This is a genomic window from Ochrobactrum sp. A-1, assembly GCF_022488005.1.
Classification (GTDB): Bacteria; Pseudomonadota; Alphaproteobacteria; order Rhizobiales; family Rhizobiaceae; genus Brucella.
Genome location: NZ_JAKVQC010000006.1, coordinates 1 through 17,957, shown reverse-complemented (window position 1 = coordinate 17,957; position 17,957 = coordinate 1). Strand labels below are relative to the sequence as shown.

Here is a 17,957-nt window from a genome sequence, read left to right as displayed (position 1 = left end):
GGGGGCGGAATCCTACGCTAAGGATTTGGGCCAGCGATATTCCCCGGTTAGATTGATGTGTTCCCATCCCAACGGCGAGACGTGGGCGAGTAGATCAGGCGCGATATGGGTACCGCTGGCGGCCCGGGTATTGACGACCTCGCCGAGCTTCATGGTGTTCCAGAATATGATGATGGCGGCGAGCAGGTTCATTCCGGCGATGCGATAGTGCTGGCCTTCGCCGGATCGATCCCGGATTTCACCTCGGCGGTGGAAGCTGATGGCGCGCTTTAGGGCGTGGTGGGCCTCACCCTTGTTGAGGCCGATCTGAGCCTGGCGCTGGAGGCCGGCATCAAGAATCCAGTCGATCATGAACAGGGTTCGCTCGATGCGGCCCACCTCTCGCAATGCGAGGGCCAGCTCATTCTGGCGCGGGTAAGAGGCGAGCTTGCGAAGAATCTGGCTGGGGGCGACGATCCCCGCTGCGATCGTCGCCATGATGCGCAGGATGTCGGGCCAGTTGCGCTCGATGAGCGGTTCATTGATCTTACCTCCGACCAGCGCTCGCACATTGGCCGGCGTCGCGTTGGGCGTGAAGGCATAGAGTCTTTTCTGAGGGAGATCGCGGATACGGGGGGCGAACCTGTAGCCGAGCAAGGCGCAGGCGGCGAACACATGATCGGTGAAGCCGCCCGTGTCGGCAAAATGCTGGCGAACGCGGCGGCCCGCGTCATTCATGAGCAGCCCGTCCAGGATATAGGGAGCCTCGCTGACCGTTGCCGGGATCACCTGGGTTGCGAACGGCGCATATTGATCGGACACATGGCTGTATCCCTTGAGGCCCGGGACGTTGCCATATTTCGCGTTGATCAGATTCATCGCCTCGCCCTGCTCGGTAGCAAGGAAGAACTGCCCGTCGCTGGATGCCGATTGCCCTTGTCCCCAGAAGGCGGCCATGGGCAGGGCGGCGTGGGCCTCCACGATCATGGCGAGCGCCCGATCATAGGCGCTGCCTTCGACATGCCAGCGCGCGATCCGCAGCAATTCCCAGAAGCTGTGCGTGTTGGTCGCCGCCGCCATCTTGCGCAAACCGAGATTGACGCCTTCCGCCAGCAACACGTTCATCAGGCCGATCCGGTCGCTGCAGGGCGCGCCGGTGCGCAGATGCGTGAACGCCTCGGAAAATCCGGTTCGCTCATCGACTTCCAGCAACAGATCGGTGATCCTCGCGGGCGGGAGCTGTTGATAGAGATCGAGCACGAGATCCTCGGCCCCTTCGGGCGTGTCGGCCCTCAGCTTGTCGATGTGCAGCTTGCCGTTCTCGATGATGCCGCCTGGGATCGTGCCGGTTCGCGCCGCGCGGCCAAACTCCTTCAGCCGTGTATCCAGTCGAGCCCTGCGCTCGGCCAGCCATTCGCCGGGCCGCAGCGGCACGGCGAGCCGCGCGGTCTGCTCTATCGCCTGTGGCGGGACCAGAAGCTGCTTGAGGTCGCCATAGCGGCGCGATCCCGCCAACCATATGTCACCGGACCGGAAGGCGTCGCGGATGTGGAACAGCACCGCGATTTCCCAAAGCCGGTGGTCGCCGCTGGGCTCAGCGCGAAGATGACGATGCCATTTCGAGTTGGGACGTAGAAAATCCACCGGCGGATCGACCTTGATCCCGTTACGCAGCATCGCAACGGCCGCCAGAAGAGGCGTGGCGATCGGCGCCGCCTGCATGTCGAGCAGGCGCAGCATCCTGGGCGCGTAGAGGCGGAAACGGTGATAGCCGTCCAGCACACGGCTGAGCGGGTCGGCCGCGAGCACGTTGGTCAGCGCGGAGGCCGTGGCGACAAGGGTTCTGAACCGTTCCCAGCCAGGCCCGGTGGCGATTATCCCGTCCAGGGCCGTGCCATCGTCCTGCGCTCCAAGCAAAGCACCACCGATTTCGGCAAAGGACTTCAGCGTGTCCCGAACGGCCGCCTTTTCGTCGGCGATCCTGGTGTTGCAAAGGCGTTCGGAGGCCCGATAGAGACGGCCTACGATGCGATCGTGGGTCTCCACGATGACATCGGCCAGCGATGACCGCCATTCCAGGGTGCAGACAGCGAGGATCGCAAGCCGCCTGTCTTCGGGCAGATCACGCATGCCGTCGGCGTAATAGCGCTCGCCCTGCCGGCGAAGCCGGGTCACACGATGCGCCGGCACGCCGTCCAGCAAATCCGCCGGAAGATCGAACCTTTGAAGATATTCCAGTCGATCCATCAGCCGGTTAGCGGCTGCTGAATTTGCGCCAACCTCGAACTGTCGCAGCCATACGAAGCGCGTGACGCGACCATCCACCGTATCCTCCAACAGGTGAGCCAAATTCTCGCTCAGGGTTGGCGTGATGCGATGGGCGATAAGATCCTCGATCCGGCGCTCGGCCTCAACCAGCGCATCGGCGCAAAGGCGCTCGATCGTCGAGGAGCCGGGAAGGATCGTGCGGGTGCGGCGACACTCCGCAACGAAGCGACGGGCAAGATCCTCATTCGATGTCGCCGCCTCGGCTTCCCGAGCGATCCATTCGCGCAAATCCCGTGCGCCCCGCCCCGAAAAGGAGCGATAGCCGTAGATTCGGCGAAGGTCCGCCAGATGCTCGTGCCGGGTCTCCTCGCGCGCGGCATAGAGGAGTAGATCGTCGCTGGTCAGGCCGAGCTGGGCCGCGATGAAATCCGATACCTGCGCCGGGATCAACTCGCCAGGAGCGAGCACCCGGCCCGGGTAGCGCAGGACGCACAGTTGCAGCGCGAAGCCAAAACGATTGTGGGCGCGCCGGCGCTGGCGGATATGCCCGAGATCCTCATCGCTGAGGGTATAGTGCCGCAGCAGCTCACCTTGATCGACCGGCAAGTGAAGCAGCGCCTCGCGCTGTCGATCGGTCAGGGTCACGCGACGCGGCATACATGCTCCTTATTCTTTCCGAGCTACGGTTTGAGATAGCTTGATTGAGATGCTGGTTAAGATACACAATAGCCCAATCTTATGTGCTCATGTTCGTCACCGCCTCAAACCTTCGTTTGTGATCCATGCTGATCGGCTACGCCCGCGTGTCCAAAGCCGACGGCTCGCAGTCGCTCGACCTGCAGCACGATGCCCTTCGCGCTGCCGGTGTCGAGCCAGGCAATATCTATGATGATCGTGCATCCGGTAGCCGTGATGATCGCCCCGGTCTTGCCGCCTGCCTGAAATCGTTGCGCGACGGCGATGTCCTCATCGTTTGGAAGCTCGACCGGCTCGGCCGAACGCTCACCCACCTGGTCAGCACGGTGCAGAATCTGTCGGATCGCGGTATCGGTCTGCGGGTGCTCACCGGCAAGGGCGCGCAGATCGACACCACGACGCCATCGGGCCGGATGGTGTTCGGCATTTTTGCCACACTGGCGGAGTTTGAGCGGGATATGATCCGCGAGCGCACCATGGCTGGCCTGGCCGCTGCCCGCGCGCGGGGACGCAAGGGTGGCCGCAAGTTCGCCCTCTCCAAGGCCCAGGTGCGGCTCGCTCAGGCTGCTATGGCCCAACGCGACACGTCCGTTTCCGACCTCTGCAAGGAACTCGGGATCGAGCGCGTCACTCTCTACCGCTATGTCGGTCCCAACGGGGAACTCCGGGATTACGGTCAGCGCGTGCTTGCTGCCAAAACGCGATGATGATGACGGGAGCCCCGATCAAACTTACCCAAGCGGACGCCGCAGACGTTGCAGACCTGTACAACCGTTGCAGCGACTATTTCCTGTTGCAGGACGGGGCCGCGCCCACGCTGGACGATGCTCGCGAGCTTTTCTCCGATGTGCCGCCCGAAAAGAGCGCCCACAATCAAGCTGTCCTGGGATGGAAGGGGCCTGGCGGCCTATATGCAATCGCGGCCATCCTCCGCGATTATCCGCGTGATGGCACATGGTATCTCGGCTTCATGATCGTAGATGCCGCACAGCGTGGTCGTGGCGTCGGACGCTCAATTTACTCGACGGTCGAAAGCTGGGCCGCTGCGAGAGGTTCCACAGAGATTCGGTTGGCCGTGCTGGAAGCGAATGAAGCGGCAGAGCGATTTTGGCGTTCTCTCGGCTTCATTGAGTATCGGCGCGTTGGGCCAGACACCTTCAAAATGCGTAGCCATCGCCGGATAGAACTGAGCCGTCGCCTTTCTGGCGCGACCGTAGAAGGCAGCAACAAGTAAGATCTCGCGCCGGCTATCTGGGCGAGCTTGGCGTAGGATTCCGCCCCCTCCCGCAAACGCCCCCGGACGCGGCGATAGCCGCGCCGGCCCGGAGGCGAACGCACTCCCATCTAGTGCCGTAGTGAGCCGGAGGGCCGCCAGTAACAAAGTCCCGGTGCGTCAGCACCGGGACCGCTTAGAGATGGCAGGATAGGCTAACGGTATACCGTCAACCGTTTCGCCCGAGGGGCGGCCAGGTGAATACGAGAATCTGCCGTTGTGCTTTTCAGCGATTGCGTGAATCGGTGAATGAGTGAATGAGCGAACAGGATCAGCTTGAGGATGCGGCCGCGCTTGCCCTTCATGGAGAGCTTGGTTTTCAGGGCATCGTCAAATTCATCGAACAGGATCGCGGCGACCCGTTCCAGCTCGCGGCGCTTCCTGTCGGGCAGATGGGCGAGGCGTTCAGGGAGCGTCATACAGCCCCCGGAACTCGGAATCGGCGTAATAGGCCAGCTTGCCGGCGACGATCGGCCGTTGTCCGGCCAGGAACAGCAATTCGATGTTCTGCGGCATGGGGCTCCGTGGGAATCTCTGCAATAATACCCGCTAAGAGATTTTCGTGTGACGGAAAACAGATGATTTCCGCCTAGCGGCTCCGCGGGTTGAAATCGATGGGGCAGACCGGCGATTTTTTACGCGACAAACCCTGTCGGAATGTGAGACTGTGCGGCAATTCCTGATTTGAGGTTTGTCGTACATGTTGATTGGTTACATGCGGGTATCGAGCAGTGATGAGCGTCAGTCGGTTGACTTGCAGCGCGACGCCCTGCTCGCGGCCGGGGTCGATCAGCGCCACCTGCATCAGGATCGCGCTTCGGGCGCGCGCGACGATCGGCCGGGACTGAAGGCTTGCCTTGCAGAATTGTGCGAAGGTGACGTGCTGGTCGTTTGGAAGCTCGACCGTCTGGGCCGGTCACTCTCCCACCTGATCCGGATCGTTGAGGATCTGAAGATACGCGGGGTCGCCTTCCGCTCTTTGACGGAAGCGATCGACACGACGAATTCGCACGGCGCATTCCTGTTCAACCTGTTTGGCACGCTTGCCGAATACGAGAGAGTGCTGATCACGGAGCGGGTCAACGCTGGTCTGGCGGCGGCACGCCGGCGCGGTCGCAAGGGCGGCAGGCCGCCGACGATCGACACCGAAAAGGTTGAGCAGATTCTGGCGGCCCTGGAAGCCGGGGCCAGCAAGGCGTCGGTGTGTCGGACATTCAAGGTGCCGCGCTCGACGCTCATCGATACATTGCGGCGAAGCGGATGGACCGGACCGGGCAAAGAAGATGAGCCTGCTCCCCCAGTTTGAGAGCGGGTGTGACCGATGGCTTTCCTCGACGCGCAGTCGCGTACCGTTCTGTTCGCCCCACCCGACGTTTATGAAGAGGCGCTTGCACGCTATGCGCTGTCCGCTGAGGATGTCGCTTTCGCCAGAGCGCATCGCCGATCGCATAATCGTCTGGGCTTTGCCATCCAGCTCGCTCTGGTGCGTGATCTCGGTCGGCCGCTCCGCGCTGGGGAAGTTCCGCCTCAGGCGGTCGTCTCCGTGGTCGCCGATCAGCTGGGCATCGACCCCGCGGTGTTCGCGCTCTATGCCCAGCGGGAGGAAACCCGTCGAGAACATACGCGGGAGATTGTCGTCGCACTGGATCTCCAGCCCGTCCGGACGAGCGATTATCGCACCCTGATCACCGCGGCGGCACGCGAGGCCGCTGCGACCGAACAAGGCGAGCCGATTACCAAGGCCGTGATCGAAGCCCTCAAGGACAAGAAGCTGCTCGTTCCCGTGCCGGAACTGCTGATACGTCTGGCGATGGCGGGCCGGGCGGCGGCGCGACGACAGGCGTATCGCGGCTTGATCCGGGGCCTGGAGCAACCGTCAATCGAGGCGCTTGATCAGCTTCTCATCGATCGGTCCGGCGATCGGAGCCATCTCGGCTGGATTGCGGAAGCGCCGGAGGGGGCCAAACTGAAGAACCTCAAAGGTCTGATCGCCCGTCTTGAGATTCTGCGTTCGGTGGCCATTTCCGATGAGCGGCGTAAAACGATCCATGCCAACCGCTATGGGATCATCGCCCGGGACGCCCGCATTCTGCATGCCCGTGAGATACGACGCCTGACATCCGAGCGCCGTTATGCCACGCTCACGGCGTTCGCCATCGAGAGGCAGGCGGCAATCACCGACCTTGCGATCGACATGTTCTGCAAATTGATCGGCAGCACCCGTCGTAAGGCTGAGATCAGCCGAAAGGAACGCCGCCTGAAGGATGCGGAGGTTCTCGATGGGGTTGCGCTCGCTCATCTCAAGCTTGGCGAGGCGCTTCTGGCCGCCCGGGAGAGCAATGCCGATTTCGCATCCGCAATTGCTACGTCACTCGGTTGGGACGGATTGACCGCCAGCATGGCGGCAGCCAGTTCCGTCGTGCGCCCCGATCGCAGCGACGAATTCGATGAGCTCATCGAGCGGCACAAATCGCTTCGAAAGCTGGGCCGACTTGTGTTCGGCGCGTTCTCTTTCCGGTCGTTTCGTCCCGATGATCCGGTATTGAGGGCAGTGGATCATCTACGTGCGCTCTACAGCGGCAGGAAACTACCTGCGCAGGTGCCGATCGCGTTCATGACCCGCAAGTGGCGGCGGCGTGTGCGCTCGGACGGCGGCACCATCGACCTACGCGCCTGGGAAGTGGCGGTGCTCGTTCACCTGCGGGAGCGCCTGCGGGCCGGCGACATATGGGTTGATGGCAGCCGGGCATGGCGCAGTTTCGAGGATTACCTTCTGCCTCGACCGATCTTCGCTCTGATGCGCGCCGAAGGGCGGCTCGGGCTTGCCATCCCTGACAGCTTTGCCGAATGGCGAGCCGAACGCACCGCCACACTCGACGCGAAACTCAAAGAGCTGGCAAGGGCAGCGGCGGCCAACGCCATTCCAGATGCGGCCATTTCCGACAAGGGTTTGTCGGTCTCCCCGATCCGCGAGGAGGAGCGTGACCGGGTCGTGGCGCTCAGCCGGCGCCTCTATATTCTCGTCCCACGGATCAGGATCACCAGCCTGCTTGCTGAGGTCCACAACTGGACCAGGTTCCTTGACAGCTTCACACACTATCGCACCGGCGAGACGGCGAACGATGAGGCAGCACTGATGGCCGCCATCCTTGCCGACGCCACCAATGCCGGTGCTGAACGCATGGCGGAAAGCTCACGCGGCGTCACGATCCATCAGATGATGCTAATGGTGGATCGGCATCTACGATCAGAAACCTACGCTACTGCGACCGCCGTGCTGGTCGATGCGCAGCAAGCCCATCCCTTCGCCGAGGTCTGGGGCGACGGTCATATCTCCTCCTCGGACGGGCAGTTCTTTCCGGCCGGCGGGCGCGGCGAAGCCAGCCTTGAATACAATGCAAAATACGGCAAAAGACCGGGTGCCTCGGTCTATGGCTTCCTGTCCAACCGTTTCGCCTCCTTCTTCTCCCGCATGATCCAGGCGTCCGAGAGCGAAGCGCCCTACGTGCTCGATGGCCTCCTTCACAACGAAAGCTCCGTCGAAATCCATGAGCATGCAACCGATACCGCCGGCGCAACCGAAACGACATTCTCCATGTTCCATGGCTTCGGCTATAGGCTCATTCCTCGTATCCGCAATCTCGGCAATCGCAGGCTCTTCGTCATCGATCCCGACCCGACTTACGAGCCGCTCGGCGCGCTGATCGCAGGAACCGTCAACATGGATGTCATCGAACAGCACTGGGATGAGGTCTTGCGGCTGAAGGCCTCGATCGGCGCGGGCCTGGTGTCGCCGTCCGTCATCCTCAAGAAGCTTGCCGCATCACCCCGGCAAAACCGGCTCAATCAGGCGCTGCGCGAAATGGGCCGGATTGAACGCTCGATCTTCATCTGCGACTGGTTGCTCGACATCAAGCTCCGACGCCGATCGCATGCCATCCTCAACAAGGGTGAGAGCCGTCACGCTCTTGCCCGTGCGGTCTTCCTCCACCAGCTTGGCGAGCTGCGCAATCGCGTGGCGGAAACCATGGCCTACCGCGCCTCCGGCCTCAACCTCGTCGTCAACGCCATTATCCTGTGGAACACCGTCTATCTCAGCCGCGCCGTCGATTATGTCCGCAGCCAGGGCATCGATATTCCCGCCGAGTTGCTCTCCCAGGTAGCACCGCTTCCCTGGGCTCATATCGCACTCACCGGAGACTATCTCTGGAACGAAATTGACCGACCCCTCGAACGCTTCAGGCCGATCCGCGCTAACCGCTTCAATCCAAACAACTTCGATTTCCCTTAGCGGGTATTATTGCAGAAATGCCCACGGAGCCCCCGGAGCGCCATTTCCGGCGAAAGATGCGCGCGCTCGTTCAGGACAGCCGACAATGCCGCCCTCGTAACACCGAGAACTTGCGCGGCGCTCGTGACCGAAAGGCCAAGCGGCTCGATGATCTCACTTTTGACGAAGCCGCCGGGGTGGGCGGGATTTTTCATACGGATGCCCTGCATCGCACTCATAGCCACCTCCTAGTGGTAATCTTCATAGTCGAGGTCGATGATCTCGATTTCGGTTTGGTCGATCCGGAATGTGATCCGCCAGTTCTTGGTGACGAATAGGCTCCAGGTGCCTTTTCGGTCGCCGGTGAGCTGATGGGCCTTCCAGCTCGGGACCGTGCGCAGCTCGTCTTCCCGCTCCATATCTTGGAGGTAGGTGACGATGCGACGGACTTTCGGCACTACGGCCGCCTGCAAGCCGGTGGCGTCATCATCTTCGATGAATCGGCGCAACCCCTTATGGACCACGTTTCGGATTCTCATGTGCCGTCGCTATCAGACTAAATGTATAGTGTCAAGTGACGCTATACGGCCGGTTCATCTCATAGCCTTGTCGCGCAAATCCTAAAACCTGCAACAGATCGGCCGCCCCCGGAAAATCAGGAGTTTTCGTGTCGCGTGTCTTTGTCGCAAGTGGTAAAACACTTGCGACATGATTTGCGACAGGGGGAGCCGTGAGCCGCCAACCAGATTCCGACGCCGGCCGGGTGTTCATCGGCTATGCCCGCGTCTCGACACGCGGGCAGGACTTGGAGCAGCAGCGGGCCGCCCTTGGCGCGGCCGGCTGCGTCCGCATCTTCGAGGAAAAGGCTTCCGGGGCGAAGCGCGACCGGCCCGAGCTGGTGCGGATGCTCGACCACTTGCGCGCCGGCGATGTGGTGACGATCACCCGTCTAGACCGCCTCGCACGATCGACGGCCGACCTTCTGGCGTCACGACACGAAAGTGGCGAATCTGTCCGACTTTTAAGAACGTATCCGGAACTCAGGTTGGTTTGACCGTGGTTGTCGTTGCTTTTTCGGCCTTGAGAGCTTCGTAGAGGGCGGTTTTCCCTATTTTCACGCGGGCCGCGGCTTCCCGGACGTTCAAACCGGCCGCCAGATGCTGGCGGGCTTTGGCAAGTTTGTCCGGGGTTACGACGACTTGTCGGCCACCGCGTCGGCCGCGTTCCTCTGCGGCTTGCAGACCGGCACGTGTTCGTTCCCGGATCAGATCGCGCTCGAACTGTGCCAGCGCGCCGAACAGGTGGAAGACCAGGCGACCGCCGGATGTCGTGGTGTCGATGTTTTCGGTGATGGATCGGAAGCCGACGCCTTTGGCCTCCAGTTCGGTGATGATCTCGATGAGGTGCTTCATCGACCGGCCGAGGCGGTCGAGCTTCCAGACTGTGAGCGTGTCGCCGTCGCGAACGTAGCGGATCGCCTCAGCCAATCCGGGGCGGTCAGTCTTCACGCCGGATGCCTTATCCTCGAACAGCCTTTCACAACCTGCTTTGCGCAAAGCGTCGAGTTGCAGGGCGGTGTCCTGCTCGCCGGTGGAGACCCTTGCATAGCCGATAGAGGTCATGAGACGTGGTTTGTCCGTTTTTCCGTTGAATTCGGACATTGTCCGATTTGCCGTTTCATGACAAGGTTTGCGGACAAGAACTGTGGATGCCGCGAAACGTTCGTTTGTCGGACACGCATTTTCCGTTTCGCTGCACTCTCCGCGGCGAAACGGGAAGATCAGAGAATGGCGCGAAGAGCATTACTGAGCGAGGCATGGTGGCAACAGGCGACGATCATCCCGGATAACGAAAGGGAGATCGCCAAACATTACACGCTGGATCGATCGGATCTCGACCTGATCATGCGACAGAACAAGGCCTCGAACAGACTGGGCCTCGCCTGTGTTCTGGCCACGCTACGATACCCTGGCCGACCGCTTGCGGATGGCGAGGTCCTGCCGGCTGGCGTCTTACGATTTCTGGCGCGGCAGATCGGCGTCGATCACCATGAGATCGATCGTTATTTCGAGCGCCCACAGACGCGGCGCGAGCATCTGGCCCTGCTTTTCTACAGAATGCAGATGCGTCCGTTTGTGCCTTCGGACGTGCGGGCACTCACAGGCTGGCTGACACCTGCCGCGCAAACCCTGCGCCAGGCCGATGTATTGGCGGATATGGTCGTGGAAGAACTGCGACGCAGGAGAATTCTTTTGCCAGCGCGGCCAGCGCTCGAAGCCATCATTCATGTGGCAATCAGGCGCGGCATTCGTATTGCTCATCGGGCCTTGGCCGGCGGGATCTCAGAAGGCCAAAAGCTCGATCTGGACAAGCTTCTCGATCCGCGTGAGGGGACAAGCGTGACCATTCTTGCCTGGGCGAGAACGCCGGCATTGTCGCCAGCCGCCGTCAACCTCGACAGAATTGCCGAGCGCATTCGTTTTCTCCGGTCTCTGAACCTGCCGACGACGTTGATGGATCGAATTCCGGCCAAGGTCTTTGACGAATTTGCTGCAGAGGGGACGCGAATGAGCGCGCAGCATCTGCGCGACCTTAACACCGAACGCCGACATGCTGTCCTGGCTGCAACAGTGCTCCACCTTTCCCGCCATCTCACCGATTGCGCGATCGACATGTTCAAGAAACTCATGGGCATCCTGACGCGGCGAGCCAATAACCAGGCGGCTGCTCGCGTCACCCGATCCGTTCGGGAAGTGCAGACGCCGTTGAAGGACGTTTCAAAAGTCTGCCATGCGATCATCAAGGCCAGAGAGAAGGGTGAGGACATGGCCAAAGCGCTTGATCTGGTCATCCAATGGCCAGCTTTTGCAACCAGTGTCCAGGCGGTTGATACGCTGATCGCGCCGGATGTTATCGACGGTAAAATCGAAATGCTCCAGCGCTATCCGACGATCAGGAAACTGGCGCCACAGTTTCTCTCCACTCTCGTGTTCCGCGGTCACGCAGTGGCGGCGAACCTCTTGCGGGCGCTATCCGTGGTCGCGGGTCTATATCGTACGGGCAAAAGGACCATACCCGACAAGGCACCGATCTCCTTTGCGCCGAAGGGCTGGATGCCTCTCATACTCAAAGATGGAAAGATTGATCGCAGGGCTTATGAGCTTTGCCTTTTCAGCGAATTGAAGCGCCGGCTCGATGCGGGCGATATCTGGGTGGAAGGAGCCAAACGCTTCCAGTCTTTCGAAAGCTTTCTCATTCCCACGCCGACATTCGAGCTGATGCGTGAGGAAGGAGCGCTTCCAATCGCCGTTGATACCGATGTCGAGACTTATCTTCGCCAACAGCGCCAGCTGCTGAACGATGGACTGGCTGACCTCTCGCGTCTGGCCGCAGCCGGCGAGCTCGACGATGTAGAACTGACCGGGGCGGGGTTTAGCGTCACGCCGCACAAGGCTATGTTTCCGGATATCGCCAAGTCGCTGAAGCTAAAGGTGGAAAGCCGTCTGCCTGCGATCCGCATCACTGACCTTTTGCTCGAGGTTGACGCCCGAACGGAATTTTCGAACGCCTTTACCCATTTGCGCAGCGGTCGGACGGCCGACAACAAGCTTGCGCTCCTCACCGCCATCCTGGCGGACGGCATCAATCTCGGTCTCACGAGAATGGCGGACGTTTCCCCCGGCATTACGATGCGCCAACTCGCCTGGGCGCACGACTGGCATATTCGCGAGGAAGGTTACACGGCCGCGCACGCCATTCTCGTCAACGCCCAGAGGCAATTGCCTCTGGCAAGCTTGTGGGGCGATGGAACAACGTCATCCTCCGATGGCCAGTATTTTCCGGCGGGCGGACACGCCGAGGCGATCGGCGACCTCAACGGCCGCTATGGTCCCAACCCCGGCGCCAAATTCTACCGGTTCACCTCTGACCAGTACGGCGCTTTCTACATCATCGCCATGAATGCCAATGCGAGCGAAGCCATCTATGTCCTCGATGGACTGCTCTATCATGGCAGCGATCTCGCCATCGAAACCCACTATGTCGATACCGGCGGGGTAAGCGATATGAGCTTCGCCCTTTGCCATCTCGTTGGTTTCCAGATTGTGCCTCGGCTGCGCGGTCTCAAGGATCGCAAGCTCTATCTCTTCCCGGGCGACGCGCCTCCCGAAAACCTGGCGCCGCTCGTTGGCGAGCACATCAACGTCGAGCGGATCAAGGCAAACTGGAACGACATCCTGCGGCTGGTCACGACGATCCGTTCCGGGCAGGTTCGGCCTTCGACCCTGTTGGCAAAGCTGTCCGCATTCCCACGCCAGAACGGACTGGCGTTGGCGCTACGCGATCTCGGTCGCATCAATCGGTCCATCTTTCTGCCCCAGTGGTGGCAGAACCCCGAAATGCGCAGGAACGCGACGGCCGGCCTCAACAAGAGCGAATCCCAGAACACCTTGGCCCGCGCACTGTTCTTCAATCGCCTCGGAGAATTGCGCGACCGGACTTTCGAGAGCCAGTTCTACCGAGCATCTGGACTGAACCTGCTAATCAACGCCATCGTCTACTGGAACACACTCTATCTCGAACCGGCGTTCGCCGAGCTCAACCGCGAGGGCATTCCCACGCCGCTTGACATCATCAAACACATTACCCCACTCGGCTGGCAGCACATCAGTCTCACCGGCGATTACATCTGGACCCCAACAGACGGCGTTGATCTCAGGCCATTGCGGCGCGAAACATCTATCCTCGCAGCGTGATCACCATACGTTCTCAAAAGTCGGACAGATCCAACACTTTCGTGTCGTGACGCCCTTCTGGCGATCGCGGAGCGGATCAAAGAGGCCGGCGCGGGCCTGCGATCGCTGGCAGAGCCGTGGGCCGACACGACGACGCCGGCCGGGCGCATGGTGTTGACCGTGTTCGCCGGCATCGCGGATTTCGAGCGCAGCTTGATTGTGGAGCGCACGAGCGCCGGCCGGATCGCGGCGAAGGCGCGGGGTGTGCGTTTCGGCCCCTCCCCTTCCCTCACGGCCGAGCAGATCGCGCACGCCCGCCAGCTCATAGGCCAAGACAAGAAGCCGGTTGCCGAAGTTGCCCGGCTGTTAGGCGTGCATCGCGCGACCCTCTATCGAGCGCTCGATACCGTGCCGGCGAAATGAGGAAGCATAATTACATGCTTACAAGAAATCATGTTTTGCCCGCGATTGGCCAACGTCCGACAAACCCCGGATTTCAGCGGCTTGGATTCAAGAGCTTGCAGAATCAGTAATTTCAGCGTTACCACTTACCACTATGAGTCGTAGCCCTACCGCAATCCCAGCTCGTGAACGTGTCGCCGCCCTTCGGGCGCGGCGTGAAGCTGCGGGCATGGTGCGCGTATGGGCGGACCTGCCGGGCGATCTGGTTGAACAGTTGGACCAGACCAAACAGCAGAAGGGCGTGCAATCCCGCGCGCCCATTATCGAGGAAGCTTTGAGGTTCTATTTCGAGAAGCAGCTAGGGACATAACGGCAAAACGCCCGATCGTTGGCGCGATCGAGCGTTTTATAGGCCGTCAGACACACCGTAGATCGGGGGCGCCTCTCTAAGGGGTCCGCTAACTCTCCCCTTATCTACGCTATAGCCCTCCAGTTCGCAAGATTGATTCTTGCGGAAACGGGGAAGCTGTGTCCGTCGTCCAACGCCGTCATGTCCTCCAAATGGAAGGACGAAGGGCATATGTTGAGGACGCAAATCGCGGCCGCGATCGGCTGCGCGCGCGGGCACGCGCTTGACGACATCATGCGGGAAATCTGGACCAGGCACGGAGCCGGCGAGTTTTCCGACGACGAGGCCGGCCAGCTCTCCGCGCTGGCCTATCAGCGCCGGGACGCCTTGCGGGGATGGGGACAGACCGCGCTAGGGCTGGTATTCCCTCCCCCGGCCGAGCGATGCCCGACGCCAGTTCGCCGGCGCAGCCATTTCAAGGGGCGATCCGAGGGCCAGATATGGCGGCCGACGACGCGCAAAGACGTGCAGGCGGTCTTGAAGGCGGCCGAAATCTATAACGAGGCCGGCTTGCACGAGAAGGGCGAGCGCAGCGGCCCGCTCGGATCGGTGGCGCTGGACGTGCTGCGGCTGTTCGTCAATCTCATCGACTTCCGCACCGGCCGGCTAGAGCCGTCAATCACCACGATCATGGACAGGCTAGGCCGTTCGCGCGATACCATAGTGCGGGCGCTGAAGAACCTGCGGGCGCATGGTTTCATCGACTGGTTGCGGCGCTACGAGCCGACCGGCAACGAGGGGCGCGGCCCCCAGGTGCAGCAGGCGAGCAACGCCTATCGCCTGTCCCTGCCGGAGAAGGCCCGGCAGTTCCTCGGCCGGTTCGGCAAGGCCCCTCCCCCGCCTGCGGATCATGGACAGGAACAGAGGGCTTGGAGTGAGGCAATCGACGCCTACAGGAAGGCCCTGCCCCTCGATGAGCGAACGCAGCTCGACGTGGGCGACAGCCCGCTAGGCCAGGCCCTTGTGAGCATGGCAAGGAACTTGATGAAACGTGAGTCCGATAAACAGACTGAATCCCCCTCTAATTCTATTCTCTATATGAAAACATAAGCGGTCGCCGCTGTTCGGGCTGCTTTCGCAGCCCTGCGGCGGTGCCGGCCCACGTATAGGCGGGCCGGCAAGCGGCACCCTCAGAGCAAAATCCGCAACGCTTGCGCCTGCGGTCGCCTTCTTATGGGCTTTCGAGAGGGAGCAAGGGGCAAGGGCTGCGCTTAATATGAAATCATGTAAACATGCTTGCATGTAAGCGCGAATTGTGCGATTGTTATTTCGTACGATACAAAAGAGGCCGCCAATCCGACCGCGAAGACCTATGCCGCGCTGAATCGGGCGTTCGATTTCTTCAATGACCGGCTTTTCGGCGGCGAGCTGCCGCCCTGCCTCGTGACCTTGCAGCGGAAGAACAAAGCCTATGGCTATTTCGCTGGCGGCCGGTTCGGATCGAAGGACGGCGCGGAGATCACCGACGAAATCGCGTTGAACCCGTCGCACTTCAAGAGCCGGACGGACGAGCAGAGCCTTTCCACCCTCGCCCATGAGATGGCGCACCTTTGGCAGCACCATTTCGGGAAGCCCTCGCGGAACGGCTACCACAACAAGGAATGGGCGGCGAAGATGCACGCGATCGGCCTGCACCCTTCCGACACCGGCCGACCTGGGGGGAAGGAAACAGGCCAGTCATGCAGCCATTACATCATCGAGGCCGGCCCCTACGCCCGTGCTTTTGCCGAGCTGGCCGCTCAACCTGACTTTTCGGCCCTCTATGTCGAGCTTTGGGACGACGCCCGGAAGAAGCGCAAGGCGAAGTCGGCCAGCAAGACCCGCTACACATGCCCGAACTGCGAAGTTCACGCCTGGGCGAAGCCCGGCGCGCGCTTGGTCTGTGGGGAGTGCGACGAGCCTATGGCGGCCGAGGACGGCGACGATGGTTAACCAACCATAAATCTATACATGCTTACATGATTGAGAGAAAGCATGTAGGATTCCTTACATGAAAGGATGCAACCATGATTACAGTAGCGTTCTGCACGCAAAAGGGTGGGACCGGCAAGACTACGATCGCGACGGCGCTTGCAGTCGCGGCGCATCAGGCCGGGAAGAAATCCGCCTTGCTCGACCTCGACCCTCAGACGAACGCCGTCAACTGGTTTGACCGGCGAGAAGGCGACGGCCCTGACGTTGCCTCGATCCAGCCCGGCGCTATCCCGCGCTCCTTGGACGCCTATCGCGGCCTTGGCATGGATTGGGTGTTCATCGACACGCCCGGCAAGATGGACAGCGCCTCGACCGAGGCGGCCAAGCACGCCGACATGGTGTTGATCCCGACCCAAGCGCAGATATTTGCGATCGACACCTTGGAGCCTCTAAAGCGGCTGCTCGACATGGCCGGCAACCCGCCGGCCTTTGTGGTGCTAAATCTCGTGCATCCGAACGCCGGGGGTAGGGCGGCCGACGACGCCGCCGCGATCACAGAGCGTTTCAACGTGCCGGTCGCGCCCATCCATCTGTCGCGCCTGAAAGCCTACGAGGATGCGCCGGCCCTGGGGCAGACGCCGCAAGAGCTGGAACCGCAGGGACGTGCCGCCCAAGAAGTCGCCGGCCTGTTTAGCTTCCTTTCAGAGCAGGCAAGCATGATTACAGGTAAGCATGAAAGGATGAAAGCATGAGCCGCAAGCCTTCCCTTCTGGCCACCGCGATCAAGACGGCGGAGTCGCCGGCGACCGAGCCAGCAGCTCCCGCCCTTTTCGACACGCCGACCGAGCCGAAGCGGCCGGCTCGCGGCCAGCAGTCGGGCGGAACTTACGTTCCGCCGTCGAGGGCGAACAAGAGCGCCAAAACGCATCACCTGCCGCCGGCCTATTGGGAGACGCTGGAAGAACTCAGCTTCCGAACGCGCGATGACAAAGGCAAGCGGGTTACGCAGGAGCGGCTTGTGGCCGAGGCGCTGAACCTGCTTTTCGCGAAATACAATTTCCCGGTCGTTCGAGAGGATGGGGAATAACGGGCAAACATGCGTACAGGTAAGCATGTAACCATCCGCCCCCGGCCGTCCCTACGGCCCTAGATGATGAGAGCGGGCCGGCCGGGGGCTACCGCCGAGCTAGTAGGCGCTTGAAACTATAACAATATGCACTATAGTTTATGGTGCTATAGCGGAGGTTCCGTGCGGATTTTCTTGACCAGAGGCGTTATGCGGTTCGCCCGCCGGCAACGCATTGCCGACGCCAGCTTGAGCGAGGCTATCGAGCGGGCCGAGCGTGGCACTATCGACGCCGATCTTGGCGGCGGCCTCATCAAGCAGCGCGTGGCGCGGCCTGGTCAGGGGCGCTCCGGCGGGTATCGGATGATCGTCGCCTATCGGGCGGCCGGGCGCGCGGTGTTTCTGTATGCGTTCGCCAAGAGCGACCGCGATAACATTGACGATGACGATTGGCGGCCCTGGCGCACGATCGGGGCGAACTGGCTTGCAGCGTCGGCCGAGCTGGTCGGGCAAGCCATTGAGGACGGAGATTTGAAGGAGATCGAGCATGACGACGACGAAGCCTAGCCGCCTTGTCCGCGAGATCGCGGAAATGGCGGACGCACAGCGCCGCCTTGGGATCATGGACGAGCGACCTATGAGAAAGATCACACGGCGCGGCACCTTGGAGAGAAAATCTTGCCGACTGAAACGCCAATGACCGGCGCGGAGGTGCGGGCCGTGCGCGAGCGGGCGCACCTTAGCCAAGCCGCGTTCGGCCGCTATCTCAATGTGACGCCCGGCTATGTGTCGCAGCTTGAGCGCGGCGAGGCGCAGGCCAAAGGGCCGGCTCTGGCCTTGTTGAACGTAATCCGGCGGCGGGGCATCGAGGCGCTGCACTAACCCTACGGGCCAATATGATAAGAGCGGGCCGGCCGGCAGGGCGCAGGACGGGGGCGTTTGCGGGA

18 protein-coding genes and 2 pseudogenes are annotated in these 17,957 nt (G+C 61.5%); 14 read left to right on the top strand and 6 right to left on the bottom strand.

The window, feature by feature from the left end:
- Positions 1 to 12 precede the first annotated feature (12 nt).
- The gene (locus MKS82_RS18060) at positions 13 to 2,904 is read right to left on the bottom strand and encodes a Tn3 family transposase (RefSeq protein ID WP_016746447.1); all 2,892 of its coding nucleotides are present in this window, start codon (positions 2,902 to 2,904) and stop codon (positions 13 to 15) included.
- Positions 2,905 to 3,029: 125 nt separating this feature from the next.
- Between MKS82_RS18060 and MKS82_RS18055 the strand changes: the two genes are divergently transcribed.
- Both MKS82_RS18055 and MKS82_RS18050 read left to right on the top strand, forming a co-directional pair.
- A complete protein-coding gene (locus tag MKS82_RS18055; RefSeq protein ID WP_008832583.1) occupies positions 3,030 to 3,650 on the top strand; it encodes a recombinase family protein in 621 nt (206 codons plus the stop codon).
- On the top strand, positions 3,647 to 4,177 hold the full coding sequence (locus MKS82_RS18050) for a GNAT family N-acetyltransferase (protein WP_228228193.1): 531 nt from the start codon (positions 3,647 to 3,649) through the stop codon (positions 4,175 to 4,177). Before MKS82_RS18055 ends, MKS82_RS18050 begins: the two co-directional genes overlap by 4 nt.
- A gap of 194 nt (positions 4,178 to 4,371) precedes the next feature.
- On the opposite strand, the gene MKS82_RS18045 is transcribed toward MKS82_RS18050, so the two are convergent.
- Both MKS82_RS18045 and MKS82_RS18040 read right to left on the bottom strand, forming a co-directional pair.
- The gene (locus tag MKS82_RS18045) at positions 4,372 to 4,635 is read right to left on the bottom strand and encodes a hypothetical protein (RefSeq protein ID WP_235917036.1); all 264 of its coding nucleotides are present in this window, start codon (positions 4,633 to 4,635) and stop codon (positions 4,372 to 4,374) included.
- Positions 4,622 to 4,732, bottom strand: a pseudogene (locus MKS82_RS18040) (type IV secretory system conjugative DNA transfer family protein); the annotation flags it as partial. The gene MKS82_RS18045 and the pseudogene MKS82_RS18040, both read right to left, overlap by 14 nt.
- A 184-nt stretch (positions 4,733 to 4,916) precedes the next feature.
- Between MKS82_RS18040 and MKS82_RS18035 the strand changes: the two are divergent.
- Positions 4,917 to 5,522, top strand: coding sequence for a recombinase family protein (locus MKS82_RS18035; protein ID WP_112828978.1), 606 nt, complete (start codon positions 4,917 to 4,919; stop codon positions 5,520 to 5,522).
- A 15-nt stretch (positions 5,523 to 5,537) separates the two neighbouring features.
- A complete protein-coding gene (locus MKS82_RS18030; RefSeq protein ID WP_112828977.1) occupies positions 5,538 to 8,507 on the top strand; it encodes a Tn3 family transposase in 2,970 nt (989 codons plus the stop codon).
- Positions 8,508 to 8,539: 32 nt separating this feature from the next.
- Here the strand turns inward: MKS82_RS18030 and MKS82_RS18025 are convergent.
- Positions 8,540 to 8,725, bottom strand: a pseudogene (locus tag MKS82_RS18025) (HigA family addiction module antitoxin); the annotation flags it as partial.
- Positions 8,726 to 8,734: 9 nt separating this feature from the next.
- Positions 8,735 to 9,025: a type II toxin-antitoxin system RelE/ParE family toxin gene (locus tag MKS82_RS18020; RefSeq protein WP_125335964.1), complete on the bottom strand. Its 291-nt coding sequence runs from the start codon at positions 9,023 to 9,025 to the stop codon at positions 8,735 to 8,737.
- A gap of 191 nt (positions 9,026 to 9,216) precedes the next feature.
- Between MKS82_RS18020 and MKS82_RS18015 the strand changes: the two genes are divergently transcribed.
- The gene (locus tag MKS82_RS18015) at positions 9,217 to 9,540 is read left to right on the top strand and encodes a recombinase family protein (RefSeq protein ID WP_445558087.1); all 324 of its coding nucleotides are present in this window, start codon (positions 9,217 to 9,219) and stop codon (positions 9,538 to 9,540) included.
- On the opposite strand, the gene MKS82_RS18010 is transcribed toward MKS82_RS18015, so the two are convergent.
- Positions 9,527 to 10,108: a recombinase family protein gene (locus MKS82_RS18010; protein ID WP_109614887.1), complete on the bottom strand. Its 582-nt coding sequence runs from the start codon at positions 10,106 to 10,108 to the stop codon at positions 9,527 to 9,529. The genes MKS82_RS18015 and MKS82_RS18010 overlap by 14 nt on opposite strands.
- A 165-nt stretch (positions 10,109 to 10,273) precedes the next feature.
- Here MKS82_RS18010 and MKS82_RS18005 point away from each other — a divergent pair, with 165 nt between their 5' ends.
- From MKS82_RS18005 to MKS82_RS17965, 9 genes are all read left to right on the top strand, one after another.
- Complete coding sequence (locus MKS82_RS18005) at positions 10,274 to 13,240, top strand: Tn3 family transposase (protein ID WP_109614870.1); 2,967 nt, start codon at positions 10,274 to 10,276, stop codon at positions 13,238 to 13,240.
- Between the two features lie 57 nt (positions 13,241 to 13,297).
- Positions 13,298 to 13,642, top strand: coding sequence for a recombinase family protein (locus MKS82_RS18000; protein ID WP_445558088.1), 345 nt, complete (start codon positions 13,298 to 13,300; stop codon positions 13,640 to 13,642).
- Positions 13,643 to 13,775: 133 nt separating this feature from the next.
- Positions 13,776 to 13,991: a ribbon-helix-helix domain-containing protein gene (locus MKS82_RS17995; protein WP_240579145.1), complete on the top strand. Its 216-nt coding sequence runs from the start codon at positions 13,776 to 13,778 to the stop codon at positions 13,989 to 13,991.
- A gap of 210 nt (positions 13,992 to 14,201) precedes the next feature.
- Positions 14,202 to 15,080: a helix-turn-helix domain-containing protein gene (locus MKS82_RS17990; RefSeq protein WP_240579144.1), complete on the top strand. Its 879-nt coding sequence runs from the start codon at positions 14,202 to 14,204 to the stop codon at positions 15,078 to 15,080.
- A gap of 186 nt (positions 15,081 to 15,266) precedes the next feature.
- On the top strand, positions 15,267 to 15,962 hold the full coding sequence (locus MKS82_RS17985) for a SprT-like domain-containing protein (protein ID WP_240579143.1): 696 nt from the start codon (positions 15,267 to 15,269) through the stop codon (positions 15,960 to 15,962).
- A gap of 74 nt (positions 15,963 to 16,036) precedes the next feature.
- Positions 16,037 to 16,696: a nucleotide-binding protein gene (locus tag MKS82_RS17980; protein WP_097143375.1), complete on the top strand. Its 660-nt coding sequence runs from the start codon at positions 16,037 to 16,039 to the stop codon at positions 16,694 to 16,696.
- On the top strand, positions 16,693 to 17,031 hold the full coding sequence (locus MKS82_RS17975) for a chromosome partitioning protein ParB (RefSeq protein ID WP_192798868.1): 339 nt from the start codon (positions 16,693 to 16,695) through the stop codon (positions 17,029 to 17,031). The genes MKS82_RS17980 and MKS82_RS17975 overlap by 4 nt, the downstream gene beginning before the upstream one ends.
- A 126-nt stretch (positions 17,032 to 17,157) precedes the next feature.
- A complete protein-coding gene (locus tag MKS82_RS17970; RefSeq protein ID WP_276313405.1) occupies positions 17,158 to 17,577 on the top strand; it encodes a type II toxin-antitoxin system RelE/ParE family toxin in 420 nt (139 codons plus the stop codon).
- Positions 17,578 to 17,688: 111 nt separating this feature from the next.
- The gene (locus MKS82_RS17965; RefSeq protein ID WP_240579141.1) at positions 17,689 to 17,892 is read left to right on the top strand and encodes a helix-turn-helix domain-containing protein; all 204 of its coding nucleotides are present in this window, start codon (positions 17,689 to 17,691) and stop codon (positions 17,890 to 17,892) included.
- Positions 17,893 to 17,957 lie beyond the last annotated feature (65 nt).